Here is an 18,027-nt window from a genome sequence, read left to right as displayed (position 1 = left end):
TTTTCCTTGTTATTTCCGGGGCTGCCTGTAAGGCCAGACCGGGTAGTTTGACCCGGTACAGGCATCACGCGCAGACGACCATTGTCGCAATTGTCCGACAGGATGGGGCTTTTTACTGGGCAGATTATCGAGTAACGTGGCCGTCTGGTCAGATTAAACGTTTCAGCTGCCGAATTTTCTGCCTCGGCTGCCACCCGCGCAAGGCTGCTGAACTGGCCCTTTATGTGAATTTCACAACAATACTCCAGTACCCGCACGGGAACTGCAAAAGGAGAAGGTCATGCTCGAGCTCGCCAATGAGCAGATAGCCATGGGCCAGAAGGCCGCCGACAAGGACGAGGCGTTGCGCCTTCTGGCCGATCGGCTGGTTGCGGACGGTCTGGTCGCCGAGGGTTACCTGCAAGGGCTGCAGGCCCGGGAGGCACAAGGCTCCACGTTCCTTGGCCAGGGCATCGCCATTCCCCATGGTACGCCGCAAACACGTGACCTGGTGTATGCCACCGGCGTACGCCTGCTGCAGTTCCCCGAGGGGGTAGACTGGGGTGACGGGCAAATGGTCTACCTGGCCATTGGTATTGCCGCCCGCTCCGACGAACACCTGCGCCTGCTGCAGCTGTTGACCCGGGCGCTGGGCGAGACCGACCTGGCCGAAGCCTTGCGCCGTGCCAGCTCTGCCGAAGCGCTGCTCAAGCTGCTGCAGGGCGCGCCCCAAGCGCTGGCGCTGGATGCGCAGCTGGTCGGCCTGAACGTGCCGGCAGAAGACTTCGACGAACTGGCCTGGCGCGGTGCCCGCCTGCTGCAACGTGCCGACTGTGTCGACAGTGGCTTTGCCGCCGTGCTGCAGCAGGCCGAGCCGCTGCCGCTGGGTGAGGGCCTGTGGTGGCTGCACAGCGAGCGCCAGGTTCGTCAGCCAGGCCTCGCCTTCATCACCCCGCAGCAGCCGCTGCGTTACCGCGACCAGCCGCTCAACGGTCTGTTCTGCCTGGCCAGCCTTGGCGCCGCTCACGAGGCCCTGCTCGAGCGGCTGTGCGAAGTGCTGATCGAAGGCCGTGGGCAGATGCTCTACCAAGCCACCAGCAGCCGTGCGGTGCTGGAAGTGCTGGGCGGCGAAGTGCCGGCGGACTGGCCTAGCGCACGTATCGTGCTGGCCAATCCACATGGCTTGCATGCGCGACCGGCCAAGGTGCTTGCACAACTGGCCAAGGGCTTTGAAGGGGAAATCCGTGTGCGCCTGGTCGATAGCGCGCAGCCAGCCGTATCGGTGAAGAGCCTGAGCAAGCTGCTCAGCCTCGGCGCCCGCCGTGGTCAGGCACTGGAACTGGTCGCCGAACCGAGCATCGCTGCCGATGCCTTGCCGGTGCTGCTGGCTGCTATCGAACAAGGCTTGGGTGAAGAGGTGGAACCGCTACCGCAGAGCGTCGCGCCCATTGCCGATGACGTCCCCGAAGTACTGCAAGCGCCAGCGGCCGGCAGCCGTATCCAGGGTGTGGGCGCCGCCCCCGGCATCGCCAGCGGCCCGGCGCATGTCTGTGTCGAGCGTGAGTTCGACTATCCCTTGCGGGGTGAATCTTGCGCCCTGGAGCGGCAGAAACTGCGCGAAGCCTTGGCTACCGTCAATGGCGAACTGCAGGCTTTGGTCCTGCGCAGCGACAAGGCCATTGGCGAAATTTTCGTCACCCACCAGGAAATGCTTGCCGACCCGGCCCTGACCGACGATGCCGAACAGCGCCTGGCCCAGGGCGAAAGCGCTGCGGCCGCCTGGATGGCCGTGATCGAAGCTGCGGCCCGTCAGCAAGAGGCGTTGCACGATGCGCTGCTCGCCGAGCGCGCCGCCGACCTGCGCGATATTGGCCGCCGCGTGCTGGCGCAGTTGTGTGGTGTGCAGGCGCAGGTTGAACCCGAGCAACCCTATGTGCTGGTGATGACCGAAGTCGGTCCATCCGATGTCGCCCGCCTGGACCCCAACCGGGTTGCCGGCATTGTCACCGCCCAGGGCGGCGCCACGGCCCACAGTGCCATCGTCGCCCGGGCGTTGGGCATACCAGCAGTGGTCGGCGCGGGTGCATCGATACTGCTGTTGGAGAGTGGTACGCCGCTGCTGCTCGATGGCCAGCGTGGTGTGGTCAGCGTCGCACCGCCAGCGGATGAGCTGCAGCGGGCGCTGGCCGAGCGTGACCTGCGCGAGCAACGCCTGCAGGCCGCCTGGGCCAACCGCTTCGAGCCGGCCATCACCCGTGATGGGCATGCCGTCGAGGTGTTTGCCAACATCGGCGATAGCAACGGCATCGCCAAGGTGGTGGAGCAGGGCGCCGAAGGTGTCGGCCTGCTGCGTACCGAACTGATTTTCATGGCCCACCCTCAAGCGCCGGATGTGGCTACCCAGGAAGCCGAGTACCGCCGCGTGCTCGATGGCCTCGATGGGCGCCCGCTGGTGGTGCGCACCCTGGATGTTGGCGGCGACAAACCGTTGCCTTACTGGCCGATCGCTGCCGAGGAAAATCCCTTCCTCGGCGTGCGCGGCGTGCGTTTGACCCTGCAGCGCCCGCAAGTGATGGAAGACCAGTTGCGCGCGTTGCTGCGGGCCGCCGACCAGCGCCCGTTGCGTATCATGTTCCCGATGGTTGGCCAGGTGCACGAGTGGCGTGAGGCTCGGGCCATGGTGGAGCGCCTGCGTGCAGAAATCCCGGTAGCCGACCTGCAACTGGGCATTATGGTCGAGGTGCCTTCAGCGGCCCTGCTGGCAGCGCAATTGGCGCGCGAAGTGGACTTCTTCAGCATCGGCACCAACGACCTGACTCAATACACCTTGGCCATCGACCGTGGCCACCCCAGCCTTTCGGCACAGGCCGATGGCCTGCACCCGGCGGTATTGAGCCTGATCGACATGACCGTGCGCGCCGCCCATGCCCACGGCAAGTGGGTGGGCGTGTGTGGCGAGCTGGCAGCCGACCCGCAGGCGGTGGCCGTGTTGCTGGGGCTGGACGTGGACGAACTCAGCGTCTCCGCGCGCAGCATCGCCGAAGTCAAGGCACTGGTTCGCCAGGCCGATCATCAGACAGCCCGCGCCCTGGCGCGCGAGGCCCTGCAACAGGACAGCGCCGCAGCAGTTCGCGCGCTGGTGGAGCGTTACTGAATGGCCAAGATCCTCACTCTTACCCTCAACCCTGCGCTGGATATCACCATCGGCCTGGACACTCTGCGCCCAGGGCAGGTCAACCGTAGCCAGGAGCAGCACAGTCACGCCGCAGGCAAGGGGCTGAACGTTGCCCAGGTACTGGCCGACCTGGGGCACAGCGTAACCGTGGGCGGTTTCCTGGGGGGCGACAATCTGCAGCCCTTCGAGGCGCTGATCGACGGCCGCGGTTTTATCGACTGCTTTGTCCGTGTGCCGGGCGAAACCCGCAGCAATATCAAGCTGGTCGAGGCCGATGGCCGCGTGACCGACATCAACGGGCAGGGCCCGGAGGTCGACGAGGCGGCACGCAGTGCCTTGCTGCACAGGCTGGAACAGATTGCCCCCGGTCACGATGCCGTGGTGGTGGCCGGTAGCCTGCCGCGCGGAATCAGTGCCGACTGGTTCCGCCAGTTGCTCGAACGGTTGAAGGCCCAAGGCCTCAAGGTAGTCCTGGACAGCAGTGGTGAAGCCCTGCGTGTTGGCTTGCAAAGCGCGCCCTGGTTGGTCAAGCCCAATACCGAAGAACTGGGCGAAGTGCTGGGCCTGGCTGTGGATAACCTGACGCAACAGCGCGCTGCCGCCAAGCGCCTGCTGGACAGTGGCGTTGAACACGTGGTGGTGTCTGCGGGCGAGCAGGGCGTCAGTTGGTTCAGCCGCGATCTGGCCCTGCAGGCCCGCCCACCCAAGGTGCGGGTTGCCAGCACGGTGGGGGCGGGGGATTCGCTGGTGGCCGGCATGGTCCACGGCCTGCTGCTGGCCGAGGCGCCTGCGCAGACGTTGACCCGGGCCACTGCCATCGCCGCCCAGGCCGTTACCCAGGTTGGCTTCGGCATCCATGACCGCGAGCACCTTGCGCAGTTGGAAGCGGCCGTGCAACTGACAGAACAACAAGAGGGTTGCCGATGAACATTGCCATAGTCACCGCCTGCCCCAATGGCCAGGTATCGAGTGTACTGAGTGCACGCTTGCTGTCCGCCGCCGCCCAGCGTCGCGGCTGGAGCACCAGCGTCGAAGTGCAGAATACTGAACACCCCGAGCGGCAACTGAGCGCCGCACAGATCGCCGAGGCTGACTGGGTGCTTGTGGTCAGCACCGGGCCGGTGGACCTGGCCCGCTTCGTCGGCAAGCGCCTGTACCAAAGCACGCCGTCCCAGGCGCTGGCTGATCGCGAAGGCTTTCTCGACGAAGCGGCGGCCAACGCCGAGCTGCTGACCGCAGTGACAGATGGCCCGGCCGCCGCTGGCAGTGCTGGTACCCGCATCGTTGCCGTGACTGCTTGTCCGACCGGCGTAGCCCATACCTTCATGGCCGCAGAAGCCTTGCAGCAAGCCGCACAGCAACTGGGCTACCAGTTGACCGTCGAGACCCAGGGCTCGGTCGGTGCGCGCAATCCCTTGTCCGCTGAGGCCATCGCTGCGGCGGACGTGGTGCTGCTGGCCGCCGACATTGAAGTACCCACTGCACGTTTCGCCGGCAAACGTATTTACCGTTGTGGTACCGGCATTGCCCTCAAGCAGGCCAGCGCTACCCTGGACAAAGCCCTGGCGCAAGCCACGGTGGAAAACGCTGCCGACGCCCCAGCGGCGACCACGCCGACCAAGGGCGAGAAAACCGGTGTGTACAAGCACTTGCTGACCGGCGTGTCGTTCATGCTGCCGATGGTGGTGGCCGGCGGCTTGCTGATTGCGTTGTCGTTCGTGTTCGGTATCGAGGCCTACAAAGAGGCGGGCACCTTGCCGGCGGCGTTGATGCAGATTGGCGGTGAGGCTGCCTTCAAGCTGATGGTTCCGCTACTGGCAGGCTATATCGCCTGGTCCATCGCCGACCGCCCCGGGCTGGCCCCGGGCATGATCGGCGGCCTGTTGGCCAGCACCTTGGGGGCCGGCTTCATCGGTGGCATCGTCGCCGGTTTCCTCGCCGGTTACAGCGCCAAGGCCATTGCCCGATGGGCGCGCTTGCCCAGCAGCCTGGAGGCGCTCAAGCCGATCCTTATCATTCCATTGCTGGCCAGTCTGTTCACCGGGCTGGTGATGATCTACGTGGTTGGCCAGCCGGTAGCGGCGATGCTCGAAGGCCTGACGCACTTCCTCGACAGCATGGGCACCACCAATGCCATCCTGCTGGGGCTGTTGCTGGGCGGCATGATGTGCGTCGACCTTGGCGGGCCGATCAACAAGGCCGCCTATGCGTTCTCGGTGGGGCTGCTGGCCTCGTCGAGCTACGCGCCAATGGCGGCGACCATGGCCGCCGGCATGGTGCCGCCGATTGGTTTGGGTATTGCCACTTTCCTGGCCCGGCGCAAGTTCGCCCAGAGCGAGCGCGAGGCGGGCAAGGCGGCGCTGGCGCTGGGGCTGTGCTTCATCTCCGAGGGGGCAATTCCGTTTGCCGCCAAGGACCCGTTACGGGTGATCCCGGCCAGTATCGCCGGTGGTGCGTTGACCGGGGCATTGTCGATGTATTTTGGCTGCAAGCTGATGGCGCCGCATGGCGGCTTGTTCGTGTTGTTGATCCCCAACGCGATCAACCATGCGTTGCTTTATCTGCTGGCGATTGTGGCGGGTAGCCTGGTGACAGCGGTGGTGTATGCGGTTATCAAGAAGAGCGAGCGTGTGGAGTTGGCCGTGGCGCCTGCTAAAAGTGTATGAGCAGACCTCGTTCTGTGTGTGCGGCCTTGTGTCGCGAAAGGGCCGCAAAGCGGCCCCGGCAATCTAAGTTGCGAAGCTGGAAATCTGGGGCTGCTCCGCAGCCCTTTCGCGACACAAGGCCCCCTACAGAGCCCACGTTGGCCTTTCAACGGCGATGCTTCTGCCGCAACGGCACCAGTAGATCACCCAGCCCGTTGTGATCGATCTCATGCATCAACGCCAGCAACCCGCCCAGTTCCCCTGCCGGGAAGCCCTTGCGCGCAAACCACGCCAGGTAGTCACCGGGCAGGTCGGCAATGATCCTTCCCTGGTACTTGCCGAACGGCATGCTGCGGGTCACCAGTAGTTCGAGGGTTTCCGGCTTCATCTTCGCGCACCTGGCTGTGGAAAGGTGCCGACCATACTGCAATCTGCACGAAGCCCCAAGCGGCAATCATGCAGAACGCCGTTGACAGCCGATGCCATCATTTTTGTAACTTATTGAATATTAAGGAATTTATATTTTTTGAAAGCGTGGCACGAACACTGCAATTCCCTAGTGGACTATCACCTGCCAAGGAGTTCGACCATGAGCAACCCCAACAAAGACGTGATCGATGTACTCAACGACCTGATCGAGTACAGCAAGGATGGCGAGAAAGGTTTCAAGGCCTCGGCCGATGATGTGAAGAACCCTGAACTGAAAGCGTTCTTCGTCCAGCGTGCGGGCGAGTGCGCCAACGCTGCCAGTGAGCTGCAGAGCGAAGTGCGCCGCCTGGGCGGCGATCCGGAAACTTCTACCAGCATCAGTGGCGACCTGCACCGCGGCTGGGTCAACCTCAAGTCGTTGGTCACCGGCAAGGACGAAGAAGCTGTGCTGAATGAGGTGGAGCGTGGCGAGGACCACGCCCTCAAGGCCTACAAGGAAGCCCGCGAGAAGCTGGTGAAACTGGGCCGCACTGCCAGCGACATGACCTACAGCCTGGTGGAAAAGCAGCTGCAAGGCGTGCAGCGCAACCATGACCAGGTCAAGGCCCTGCGCAACGCCGCTCGCGCCCGCTCCTAATCGAGCGGGCCCTCTACCCGATTGCGGCCATTGGCCTTGGCGCGGTAGAGCGCTTCGTCCGCAGCACCCAGCAGCCTGCCAAGGTCCTGCTGGGTGCCGGACAGACCTATACCGATGCTCACGGTCACGGCGTGGGCATCATCCGCAAACGGCGCCAGCGCCTCGACGCTGGCGCGGATGCGTTCAGCCAGTAGCTGGGCCCCAGCCAGATCGGTTTCCGGCAACACTACCTGAAACTCCTCCCCACCATAGCGCGCAGCCAGGTCCGCAGGGCGACGAATGCATGCCTCGATGGCCTTGGCCACCTCGCGCAAGGCATGGTCGCCACCGGCATGGCCATGGCGCTGGTTGAATGCCTTGAAGTGGTCCACGTCCACCATCAGTATCGCCAGCGGCTTACGGCTACGTTGGGCGCGGGCCCATTCCTGGCGCAGCACATGGTCCAGCCTGCGGCGGTTAGCCAGGCCAGTCAGGCTATCGGTGGAAGCGAGCATGGCCAGGTTTTCTTCGGCGTCGTGGCGGCGGCGCAGTTCGCGGCCCAGCAGCAAAGTCAGCCAGAGAATGCCCACGCACAGACCGCCGGTGGCGACGCTGACCAGAATGGCGGTGCGGCGCCAGGACTCGAACACCTCGTCGGCCGAGTGCGCCACCAGCACGATCAGTGGCAACTGCGCGACCCGGGCGAAGGTGAACATGCGCAGCTTGCCGCTGCTGTGGGAGCGGGCGGTGAAGCTACCGCTCTGTTCACTGAGGATGCGTTTGAAATTGGGCCGTTCGGTGTAGTAGGTGCCAATCAGCGGGTCCTGCCCGCGGTAGGGCTGGCGGACGAGCAACTGCCCATCGGTATTGAACAGGTTGATGCTGCTGTCGTGGCCAATGTCCAGGCGCTGGAACAACTCATTGAAGTACGACAGGCGCAGCGCACCCGCTGCCAACCCGGCGAACTCGCCATTGGGGCCGGAGATACGCCGGCTGAAACTGATACACCAGTCCAGGTCGCCAAGCTTGGCCTTGAAAGGGGGGCCCACCAGCAAGCCGAGGTTGGCATTGTGCTGGTGGGCCTTGAACACCCCGGTGTCGCCGAAGTTGGCCTTGCGCGGCACGCTGCTGGTGGAGTCGCCAACGATATTGCCTTGCTTGTCCAGCCACAGCACGTCCCCGCGCTTGCGGTCGACGAAGGCTTCATTGAACAGCAGGCGCTGGCGTATCGGGCCGGGGACTTCCGGCAGTTCCTTGCGGCCGACGGCCCAGATCAAGCCTTGCAGGGATTGGTCGTAGAGTTCGACGTTGCGCAGAATGTCGCTTTCGATCAGCTGCACAATGTTGTTCGACGAGCGCACCGCCGACTGCTCGACACTTTCGCGCTCGCGGGCAAGCAGGTAGCTGACGATGGCCACGATGGCGAGCACGGCAAGGCAACTGCCCAGGTTGAGGATCAGCTCGGGGTGCGACCTGTAGACTGCGAAACGCGGGGATTGGGTGGGCATGCTCGCTACTGCGTGGGCAGGGCCATTCGCGGCGGCGATATTCTAGGGAAGCGGGCATTGTCGGACAAGATTTGTCCGACGGAAGCACGGTGTACCGTACTTTTCGATTTGCCGTCGCCTGTAGGAGCGGGTTTACCCGCGAATGGGCCGGGCCTGCTGGCCAATCTCCAGCAGGCGTTCACCGTTGCCGCCACCACGGTATTCGCGGGTAAACCCGCTCCTACACACTGATCTGCGGTGGACACACACCGGGGATTGGACACAGGCCGTTGTAGGAGCGGGTTTACCCGCGAACATCGGCGCAGCCGGTGCCCAACACCGCGGTGCCTTCTTCGCGGTTGAACCCGCTCCCACAGGGTTATTTGCGATGCTTGCAGCGCAAGATCAGAACACGTTCAGTGGGTAATCGACGATTACCCGCAGTTCATCGTTGTCGCTGTTGCTGTCGATCGACGCATAACCCTGGCTGCCGCGGTGGGTGGCATAGCGTACCAGCACCGACAAGTCCTTGAGGTCACCTTCCTGGAACACGTATTTCACGTCCAGGTCGCGCTCCCAGTGCATGGCGTTCTTGCCATCTTCACGGTAGTAGTCGTAGTGAGTGGTGTCCTGAGTGGCCTTGGTCAGGTCAGCCTCGCCGCGCGAGTACGACAGCGAGGTGGTCAAACCAGGCACGCCGACACCGGCGAAGTCATAGCCGTACTGCAGTTTCCACGAACGCTCGTTCGGCGCGTTGAAGTCCGAGTACATGCGCGAGTTGTCCAGGTACACGCTGTCGCCCAGGTTGATGTAGTCGAACGGCGTGTTGCCGTTCACTCGCTGGTAGGCGGCGGTGACGCTGTGGAAGCCTGCATTGACGGTGAAGTGCACGCTGTAGGTGTTGTTGTCGATCTTGCCTAGCAGGGCCTGGCCGGTGTCCTGGGTGTGATAGAAGTGCACGCCCGGGTTCAGGCTGACCAGGTCATTGACCACATAGGTGTAGTCGAAGTCCGCGTAATACTGGTTCCAGATGTCCTTCAGCTCGGCGGCGTACAGGTTGGCGGTGATGTGCTCGGTACCGCTCCACGACGCGCCGGCCCAGTTCAGGTGCTTGCTCTTGTCGTGCTCGTCCAGTGACCCGTAGTAGGTGTCGATGCGGCGGTGGCCGCTCTGGTTGTACGGGTGGGTGAAGCTGACCTGGCCGCCTTCGAGCAACAGGCCATCAATGCTGGTGTTGGTCAGGCTTACACCGCGGAAAGTTTGCGGCAGCATGCGCGTTTCACCGCCGGCGATCACCGGGTTGGTGAGGAACAGGTCACCGGCTTTCAGTTCGGTGTCGAAGGCTTTCAGCTTGACCGCAGCACCGGCAGTGGAGAACGAATGCGGGGCAGCGCCCAGTTCGCCGTCGTCCTTGATGTGTTCGGGCAGGATGCTGGTGCCGGCATGGCCGCCACCGCCGTCGAGTTTCAGGCCCAGCATGGCATGAGCATCCAGGCCAAAGCCGACCACACCTGGGGTGTAGCCCGACTCGAAACGCGCTACCGCGCCCTGGCCCCACTCGCGGGTGTCGCGCACGCCGGCGTTGTGGTTGTCGCGGTTGAAGTAGGCATTACGAAAATGCAGGTTGAAGGACGAACCTTCGATGAAGCCATCAGCCTTGTCTTCATCTGCCTGGGCGGCGAAAGGGATCGTTGCAGTCAACGCAATGAAAAGCGGGGTAAAACGAAACGCGGAAGGCACCGGTACTAGCTCCTTGGATCTGACGGTGGGGCAGTTTTTATATTTGAATGTGCGTCTTTTTTATAGGTACACGTTACAGCCGGGCTGAGCGTTAAAGCACATAAAAAAAGCCGCTGATCGGCAGCGGCTTTAAAAGGCTAACATATCGGCACCGGGGGTGCCCATGGCGTAGCCAAGGGAAAACGGGAGTAGCGACAGTGCGTGATCAGCTGTCGGCACTGGTATCGACGCTGACTTTGGAAGCTGTCTGTTTCGCGTCTTTTACGGTATCGGCCTTGTTTGCGGCTACAGCGTCACGGGCTTCTTGATGGACAGCCGCGATCTCTGCATTACGGGCAACGAATGCCGGGGATTCTTCGGCCATGGCCAGGGGCGACAACAACAGGGAAGACAGGACGAAGACGCTGGCAATACCCATACTGTTGGACATTTGAAACTACCTTCTTGCGGTGCAAGTGCTAATGAGGACAGGGGTAAAGTTAGTCCTTTCAGTGCACTCGAAACAGAGCGAAGTGCGATAAGCACTGTTGCGCAAAAGGTAACGATCCTAGGGGGAAACAACGGGGCTTTCGGCGAAAGCCCCGTGCTAGGGCGCCTGCACAGGGCGCCGCCTTGGCCGGCTAGAAGCCGATAAAGGCGTAATAAACCGGGGTTTCATGGGTTGTGCGCAAACCCAATGCCTGCAAGCTTGCCGTCAGCGCTTCATCCTGCACATGCAAGGTCCACTGCGCCCCTTCATTCCCCTGTACCTGCGCCAGCGCCGCAGCAAACGCCCCCATATCCGGCAAGTAGGCGGTAAAACCGTTACCCTTGAGCGCACTGGTCGTCATGCCCAATGCCTGGCACACCGCCACCTTGGCGGCAATGTCATCGCGGTCGGCCTGGCGCGAAGCCTGTACCAGCGCCTGCAGTTCCACATCGACCAGTTGCGTGCCGAGAATCAGCTCCGGCCCCTGTTGCCAGGCCTCCGGCGGGCAGTCCTTGCTGTCTGGCCGCAGGGGAATATGCGGGTTGATTTCTACCGGATAGATGCGACAGACCAGTGGGCGCTGCTCATAGATGGTGCAGAGGTCGTTGGCGTCGAGGTTACGGCAACGTCCGGGGTTGAATGCAGCAAAGGTCACCGAGACGCATGCCTCGCCCTCGCCGCAATGCACCGGGTGGGAGCGTCGCAGCACATGGTCACGCTGATCCAGCGGCATGCCGGGGCCGTCCACGACGAAGGCCTCGATCAGTACCACCACCTGGCCGGCATCGTCCGCCCAGCGACGCGCTTCGGCCAGCGTCAGGGGCACATGGTGGCCGGTGCAGCATTTGCCGCAGCCGGTACAGCCGAAACGTAAGCGGTCGGTCACTTGGCTTCCGGGCTCCATTCACTGACGAACGCACGCTGGTGCTGGCGATCGTACAGGCACAGCTCGGTGCCGGTGCGCTGCTGCATGTGTTTCTGTGGGTAGACGCCTTCGATCAGCAGGGCACTCATGCCGGCCTGGTCATCGAACTCGGCGGGCTTGCCGCGGGCATGGGCGTCCTTGAACTGGCTGGCGGTCAGGCAAGCCTTGAGCATCTGCTGGCGCTGCTCGTTCCAGGCCTGGCTACTGGAGGCCTGGGCAATACCGCTGAAGAGGGCGCAGCTGATCAAGATAGAGCTGAGAAGCTTCATACGCGATTCCGGCAATTTTCTTGCGAGGGGCGCGAATTATGCCCGAGTCACCCCCGGCGGCAAGCCGGGGAGTTTGTCGCTGAATATATCAGTGCTCGGCGAACACCACGGTACGCGCAGCCACCACCAGACAATCGGTCAGCTCTGGCGAGGAGAACTTGGTAAGGATGGCATTGGCCCCGGCCTGGGTCGCCTTTTCACTGCTCATGGCACTGTCCAGCGAGGTGTGCAGCAGCACGTACAGGTGCTGGAAGTCAGGGGTTTCACGCAGCGTGCGGGTGAAGGCGTAGCCGTCCATTTCGCTCATTTCGATGTCGGAGACGATGATGTTGATCTCCTGCGCGGTGCCTTGCAGCTCCAGCAGCACATTGATGGCGTCTTTGGCGCTGCGCGCGGTGTGGCATTCGATACCGAGGTTGCGCAGGGTGTGCACCGACTGCTGCAAGGCCACCTGGCTGTCGTCCACCACCAGGATGTTGGCGGCGGCCAGCAGGCTGGCATCTTCTTCGCTCAAGGTGCTGTGCACTGGCTCGGCGACGGGCGGGGCGATGGCGTGTATGACTTTTTCGATGTCCAGCACCTGCACCAGGGTGTTGTCGACGCGCGTCACACCGGTGATGAACGAGCGGGTGCCCGAGGCGTAGGGCGGCGGTTTGATGTCGGTGCTCAGGCAATGCACGATGCGGCTGACCGCCTGTACATGCAGGCCTTGGCGCGAGCGGCTGATCTCGGTAACGATCAGGCAGCCACCCTGCGGGTCGACCAGTGGCTGTTCGCCAATGGCGCGGGACAGGTCGATGACCGACAGCGAGTGGCCGCGCAGGGTTGCCACACCTTTTACGTGGGGGTGCGACTCAGGCAGCTTGGTCAGCGGCGGGCAGGGGATGATCTCGCTGACCTTGAGCAGGTTGATTGCCATCAGCTTGCCGCTGCGCAGGGTGAACAGCAGCAGGGATAGCGAATCCGCGCGGGCATTTTGCGTGGCCATGGTGACCTTCGGTGAGGAGCAGGGGATAACCGGTTATCGGCCTGTTTGGGTTGGGCTTTAGGCATTTTGCACAGAACCCAGGAGGGCTAGGGACCCTTGTGGAAGCGGGCATGCCCACGAAGCGTGCGACGCGGTACATGGCACCGGCTTCGCCGGTGTTCGCGGGCATGCCCGCTCCCACAGGGAATGTGTGTCAATGCCCGGTTCAGCGGCTTGAAAGGGTAACCGAGGATGGATTCTGGCCAGAGTGTCCGGCGAGATGGCCACTACTCCGGAGCGCCTGGGACCCTTGTGGGAGCGGGCATGTGTGTAGATGCCCGGTTCAGCGGCTTGAACAGGTAACCGAGGATGGATTCTGGCCAGGGTGTCCGGCGAGATGCCCACTACCCAAGAGTGCTAGGGTGGACTTGTGGGAGCGGGCATGCCCGCGAAGCGTGCGACGCGGTACATGGCACCGGCTTCGCCGGTGTTCGCGGGCATGTCCACGCCCACAGGGGGAGGTGTGTAAACGCCTGGATCAGCGTTCACGCAGGGCCTCCTTGGCTCGGTTCAGCGGCTTGATCAGGTAATCGAGGATGGTTTTCTCGCCCGTTCGGATATCCACCGTGGCAATCATCCCTGGCACGATCGCAAAACGCTTGCCGGCCTTGTTCTGCAAGCTGTCCTGTTCGGTGCGGATGAACACGCGGTAGTAGTAGATTTCCGGTTTGACCTCGTCCTGCAGGGTATCCGGCGAGATGCCCACCACCTTGCCATCCAGCCCGCCGTATACCGAGTAGTCATAGGCACTGATCTTGACCTTGGCCGCCTGGTCGGGGTGAATGAAGGCGATGTCCCGTGGCGCGATGCGGGTTTCGATCAGCAGGCGTTCGTCCATCGGCACGATCTTCATCACCTGGCCACCAGGCTGCACCACGCCACCCAGGGTGTTGACCTCGATGTCCTTCACGATGCCGCGCACCGGCGAGCGCAGGGTCAGGCGGGTGAGCGAGTCGCTGCGCCCGCGGATCACTTCCGACAGGGCGTCCGCTTCGGCGCTGGCCTTGGCCAGTTCTTCCCGGGCGCGCACCAGATAGTCCGAGCGTGCCTCGTTGGCCTTGAGTTCCAACTCGGAACGCTGGCGGTTCAGGCGGATCACTTCAACCCGGCTGGAGGCCCCCATCTTTGCCAGGTTCTCGGTGATCTTCAGCTCGCTGCGCACCAGCTGCAACGAGTCCTGAATGCCCGCCAGGGTCTGTTCCAGGCCGCGGCGGCGGGTCTGGTACAACGCGGTTTCGGCATCGATCAGGTCAGGAGAGTCGCGCAGGCTCTCCGGGAAGGTCAGTGGCTTGCCGGTCACCTCTGCCTGCAGGCGGGCCTGGCTGGCCCTGGCAGCGCGGTACTTGGCTTCGCTTTCACCCACACTGGAAGCCGTCTTGGTCGGGTCGAGCTGGGCCAGCACCTGGCCGCGCTCGACCAGGTCACCTTCGGCCACGCTCATCTGCGCGACGATACCGCCCTCGAACGACTGAATGACCTGCTCTCGCGAACTTGGAATGACCTTGCCTGTGCCGGTGGATACCTCGGTCACCTCGAACCAGGCCGCCCAGGCCAGGAACGCCGCCAGCATCAGCGCGCAGAGGGTGATGATGCGGCCGGCGCGGAACACCGCCTGGTCGTCCTGCCCGTCCAGGTAGGAAGCCGGGAGTTCATGGTTGCTCATGCCTGGGCTCCCTGCAGTTTGGCCAGCGCGGCATCGCGCGCGTCATCGATGACGATGCGCCCGGCGTCCAGCACCAGGATGCGGTCGACCCGCTGCAGAACACTCAGTCGATGGGTTGCGATCACAAGTGTACGGCCCTGACAGAAGCGCTCCAGGTTATCCAGCAGCTTGCGCTCGGTCATGTCGTCCAGCGACGCGGTCGGCTCGTCCAGCAGCAGTACTTGCGGCTGGCGTACCAGCAGGCGCGACAGCACCAGGGCTTGGCGCTGGCCGCCAGACAAGCCCAGGCCTCCTTCGAGGATCAAGTGGTCCATGCCCTTGGGCAGGCGGCGGACGAAGTCCAGTGCGCCAGTGGCGGCCAGCGCGGCCACCAGTTCCTGGTCGCTGGCCTGGCCGGCACCGAGGGTGAGGTTTTCCCGCAGGGTGCCGTGGAACAGCCTCGCGTACTGCGGCAGCAGGCCGACGTCACGGCGCAGGTCAGCAGGGTCGAGGTGGGCCATGGCGATGCCGTCCAGGCTGATCTCGCCCTGTACCAGGTCCATGGCCCCACCCAGCGCCTGCAGCAAGGTTGATTTGCCGGCGCCGTTGCGGCCCAGCACGGCAATGCGCTCGCCCGGCTGGATGTCCAGCCGGCCAATGTTCAGCACTGGCGGGTAGTCTTCGCTGTAGCGGAAGTTGGCCTGGCGCAGGCGGTACTCGCCGTGAATGGCTGGCAGGTGCACGCGGGCTTCGCCTTCGGGGTGGTCGACCGGCGACTGCATCAGCTTGTCCAGGCCTTGCAGCGCGACCTTGGCCTGCTGCCAGCGGGTCAGCACATGGGTCAGCTGGGCGAGCGGTGCCATCATCCGCGACGAAAGCATGGATGCCGCCACCAGGCTACCCGTGGTGAGGTCGCCGGCGATGACCATGGGTGCGCCGATCACGATGACCACGGCAAACACGGCACCCTGCACGTTCTGCGTCCAGGTCACCAGGCCGTTGGTGAGGGTGCGCAGGCGCAGGTTGGTGTGCGCGCAGGCCGCGTTGTACTGGTTCCACTGCCGTTCGAAGCGTGCCTCTGCCTGCAGTGCCTTGATCTCGTCCAGGCCCTGGATACTTTCCACCAGCATGGCGTTGCGCAGCGCCGACTCACGCATCGAGGCATTGGCCAACCGTGCCAGGCGCCGTTGTGCAAGCAACCCGGGCAACACCATGGCCAGCAGCGCGACCAGCGGGATGAACACCAGTACGCCGCCGATCAGCCAGAACACGAAGAGGAACAGCAGGAAGAACGGCAGGTCGGCCAGCACCGTGGCGGTGCTGGACGTGATCAGGTCGCGGATCGACTCCAGCTCGCGCAACTGCGAGATGAACGAGCCGGTGGACTTGGGCCGCACCGAGTTGCGCAGGCGCAGGGCATGGCCGTAGACCAGATCGCTCACCCGCAGGTCGGCGCGCTTGCCGAGCAGGTCGGTCACCTTTAGCCGCAGCAGGCGCATGCTGAAGTCGAACACCAGTGCCAACACCACACCGCCAAACAGGACGTAGAGGGTGGGCAGGGATTCGGCCGGTATGACTCGGTCGTACACCTGCATCGAGAACAGCACGCCGGCCAGCGCCAGCACGTTGGCCACCAGTGACGCGACCATCACCTGCCCATAGGGACGCAGGTCGCGCAGTACGATGCGGGCGAACCAGTGGCGGTCGTAAGGCGCGGTGTAGTCGTCGGTGCGCACATCGCGCAGTGGCCGGGCCGGGCGCAGCAGGGCAACACGGTTGATACGGCCTTTCAGGGTGTCGCGGGGCAGGCGCGAAGTCAGGCCCTGGTCACCGGCGAACACCACCGCCAGGTCGTCTTCTTCGGTCACCGACTCGACCACCGCCAGCTGCCCATCGTCCAGCTCCAGCACCAGCGGCGTGCGCCATTGCCGCAGGCCCTTGGCATCTAAGTGCACGAAGCGCAATGCCAGCCCCGCCTGACGTGCCATGTGGCGGAGGATTTCATTCAACGGGCGGGCATCCTCCGCAGCGGCCAGGCGAATACGCTGGGGTGATACGTCCAGGCGGTAGTGGTGTGCCACCTGCAACATCACCTCAAGCCAGGGGCCAAGGTCTGGCCGGTGCGCGGCGGCCTGCTCCGGCGCGGGCGCCTGGTTGGGCAGGGTCACATCGATCGAATCACTCATGGCTGGATCTCCACACCTTGCAGGTTGCGCCCCTCAAGGCCAAAGGCCGTGCGCAGGGCGCCGGTGTTGTACAGGCAGTCGACATCCAGGCGCAGCAGATCGGAGCGGGTGCCGGCAAGTTCGAAGCGTGACTGGTAGATCTCCTGCTCGGCGTTGAGCAGGTCGAGCAGTGGCCGTGTGCCCAGGTCCAGGTACTGACGCCCGTAGAGCATGCGTGCCTCCTGAATGCTGACCTGGCGGGCTTCCAGCGAGGTCAGCCGGCGGCCCAGCCCGGAGGTTTGCGCCTTGGCCTCCGCCAGGCCCCGACGCGCCTGCAGCCGTGCGGCGTCTTCGGCGGAGTCGGCGGCGGTCAGCGCGTGGCCGGCAGCGCGGGTGCGGGCGCTGATGGAGCCCCCTTGGTAGATGGGGACTTCGACGTTCAGGTAGATGCCCGCCTGGGTGCGGTCCAGCCGTGCGTTATCGCGGTTGTAGTCGTCGTCCAGGTAATGATTGACCTGCGGTTGCAACGACAGGGTAGGGTAGGCCTCCGCCTTGGCCTGGGCCAGCTCGGCCTGGCCCTGTGCGCGCTGGGCCAGGGCCATCAGCACGGCGGGCAGGCGGTCATCACCCTGAGCAGGGCGCTTGCAGGCCTGGTCCAGCTCGGCGGGTGAGCCCTCGGCCAGTGCCGGAGGGGTAACGCGACCCATCAGCGCCGCCAGGGTCGAGCGCCAGCGCTCGTACTGCGACTGGTACTCCTCCAGGGTGGCACGGGCGCTTTCCACGCGCGACTCGGCCTGTACCACGTCGGAACGGGTGCTGGCGCCCATGTCGCTGCGCTGGCGGGCCATGCCGGCAATGTCGCCCACGCCGCGAATCTGGTCGCGGGCAATCGTCATCAGTTGCTCGTAGCGGCGGGTCTCGATCCAGGCATAGGCTGTGTCGCGGGCCAGATCGTCGACCACCAGCAGGATATTGGCCTGTGCCCGGGCAGCGGCAGCCTGGGCCGCGTTGACGGCGCTGTCGACCTTGCCGAAGTCATAGAGCATTTGCTTGAGCGACAGGTTCAGGGCCTGGCTATTGCGGTCGCCGCCATAGCCGGTGTCATAACCGGTGCGCAGGCCACCGGAAATCTGTGGGTAATAGCCCGCACGGGCGACGTTGATGCCTTCGCCCTGCTTGTAAAGGTTGCCGATGGCCTCTGCGATGCTCGGGTGCCATTGCGCTGCCTGCAGCACTGCGTCGGTAAGGCTCAGCCGTTCGCCACTGGCGACCGGGGCCATGCCGATGGGGGGGCGGGCGGGCACCGCTTCGGGCGCATCGCGTAGCAGCGACGGCCCGATCTGGCGCAGGTGGGGGTCTATATCATCGGCTGCCTGGGCAACCGGGTGGAAGTTCAGGGCCAGGAGCCCGAAGGCTCCCAGCAACAGCGGTGACAGCGGACTGCTTCGCTTCACATAGT

Annotated in this window: 14 protein-coding genes; 4 read left to right on the top strand and 10 right to left on the bottom strand. The window is 64.0% G+C overall.

What is annotated here, in order from left to right; translation table 11 throughout:
* Positions 1-280 precede the first annotated feature (280 nt).
* The 3 genes from ptsP to C4Q27_RS07250 are packed head-to-tail and all read left to right on the top strand — an operon-like array spanning position 281 to position 5,820.
* Entirely contained in the window at positions 281-3,133 is a 2,853-nt protein-coding gene (ptsP, locus tag C4Q27_RS07260; protein WP_064492566.1) for a phosphoenolpyruvate--protein phosphotransferase, read from the top strand.
* On the top strand, positions 3,134-4,081 hold the full coding sequence (pfkB, locus tag C4Q27_RS07255) for a 1-phosphofructokinase (protein ID WP_064492567.1): 948 nt from the start codon (positions 3,134-3,136) through the stop codon (positions 4,079-4,081).
* Positions 4,078-5,820, top strand: a complete 1,743-nt coding sequence (locus C4Q27_RS07250) for a PTS fructose-like transporter subunit IIB (RefSeq protein ID WP_064492568.1) — start codon at positions 4,078-4,080, stop codon at positions 5,818-5,820. The genes pfkB and C4Q27_RS07250 overlap by 4 nt, the downstream gene beginning before the upstream one ends.
* 145 nt (positions 5,821-5,965) lie before the next feature.
* Here the strand turns inward: C4Q27_RS07250 and C4Q27_RS07245 are convergent, their stop codons facing one another.
* Complete coding sequence (locus tag C4Q27_RS07245; protein WP_003247308.1) at positions 5,966-6,187, bottom strand: DUF3820 family protein; 222 nt, start codon at positions 6,185-6,187, stop codon at positions 5,966-5,968.
* 201 nt (positions 6,188-6,388) lie between these two features.
* Between C4Q27_RS07245 and C4Q27_RS07240 the strand changes: the two genes are divergently transcribed.
* Entirely contained in the window at positions 6,389-6,865 is a 477-nt protein-coding gene (locus C4Q27_RS07240; RefSeq protein WP_020193732.1) for a PA2169 family four-helix-bundle protein, read from the top strand.
* On the opposite strand, the gene C4Q27_RS07235 is transcribed toward C4Q27_RS07240, so the two are convergent.
* From C4Q27_RS07235 to C4Q27_RS07185, 9 genes are all read right to left on the bottom strand, one after another.
* Positions 6,862-8,352, bottom strand: coding sequence for a sensor domain-containing diguanylate cyclase (locus C4Q27_RS07235; RefSeq protein WP_064492569.1), 1,491 nt, complete (start codon positions 8,350-8,352; stop codon positions 6,862-6,864). The two genes, C4Q27_RS07240 and C4Q27_RS07235, sit on opposite strands and share 4 nt — an antisense overlap.
* A gap of 384 nt (positions 8,353-8,736) precedes the next feature.
* Complete coding sequence (locus tag C4Q27_RS07225) at positions 8,737-10,071, bottom strand: OprD family porin (protein ID WP_064492570.1); 1,335 nt, start codon at positions 10,069-10,071, stop codon at positions 8,737-8,739.
* A gap of 205 nt (positions 10,072-10,276) precedes the next feature.
* Entirely contained in the window at positions 10,277-10,501 is a 225-nt protein-coding gene (locus C4Q27_RS07220; RefSeq protein WP_049586405.1) for a hypothetical protein, read from the bottom strand.
* Positions 10,502-10,691: 190 nt separating this feature from the next.
* Positions 10,692-11,426, bottom strand: a complete 735-nt coding sequence (locus C4Q27_RS07215) for a YkgJ family cysteine cluster protein (RefSeq protein ID WP_104886675.1) — start codon at positions 11,424-11,426, stop codon at positions 10,692-10,694.
* Positions 11,423-11,734, bottom strand: a complete 312-nt coding sequence (locus C4Q27_RS07210; protein WP_014589718.1) for a hypothetical protein — start codon at positions 11,732-11,734, stop codon at positions 11,423-11,425. The genes C4Q27_RS07215 and C4Q27_RS07210 overlap by 4 nt, the downstream gene beginning before the upstream one ends.
* A gap of 88 nt (positions 11,735-11,822) precedes the next feature.
* Positions 11,823-12,722, bottom strand: a complete 900-nt coding sequence (locus C4Q27_RS07205) for a chemotaxis protein (RefSeq protein WP_104886674.1) — start codon at positions 12,720-12,722, stop codon at positions 11,823-11,825.
* Positions 12,723-13,239: 517 nt separating this feature from the next.
* A complete protein-coding gene (locus C4Q27_RS07195; protein ID WP_010952039.1) occupies positions 13,240-14,424 on the bottom strand; it encodes an HlyD family type I secretion periplasmic adaptor subunit in 1,185 nt (394 codons plus the stop codon).
* Entirely contained in the window at positions 14,421-16,589 is a 2,169-nt protein-coding gene (locus C4Q27_RS07190; RefSeq protein WP_020193273.1) for a type I secretion system permease/ATPase, read from the bottom strand. Before C4Q27_RS07190 ends, C4Q27_RS07195 begins: the two co-directional genes overlap by 4 nt.
* Positions 16,586-18,022, bottom strand: a complete 1,437-nt coding sequence (locus C4Q27_RS07185) for a TolC family outer membrane protein (protein ID WP_104886672.1) — start codon at positions 18,020-18,022, stop codon at positions 16,586-16,588. The genes C4Q27_RS07190 and C4Q27_RS07185 overlap by 4 nt, the downstream gene beginning before the upstream one ends.
* Positions 18,023-18,027 lie beyond the last annotated feature (5 nt).

Origin of the sequence: Pseudomonas sp. SWI36 (assembly GCF_002948105.1) — a bacterium.
Taxonomy (GTDB): domain Bacteria; phylum Pseudomonadota; class Gammaproteobacteria; order Pseudomonadales; family Pseudomonadaceae; genus Aquipseudomonas; species Aquipseudomonas alloputida.
Note: the sequence above shows the minus strand (reverse complement) of the source record. Positions and strands in the feature narration are given on the sequence as shown.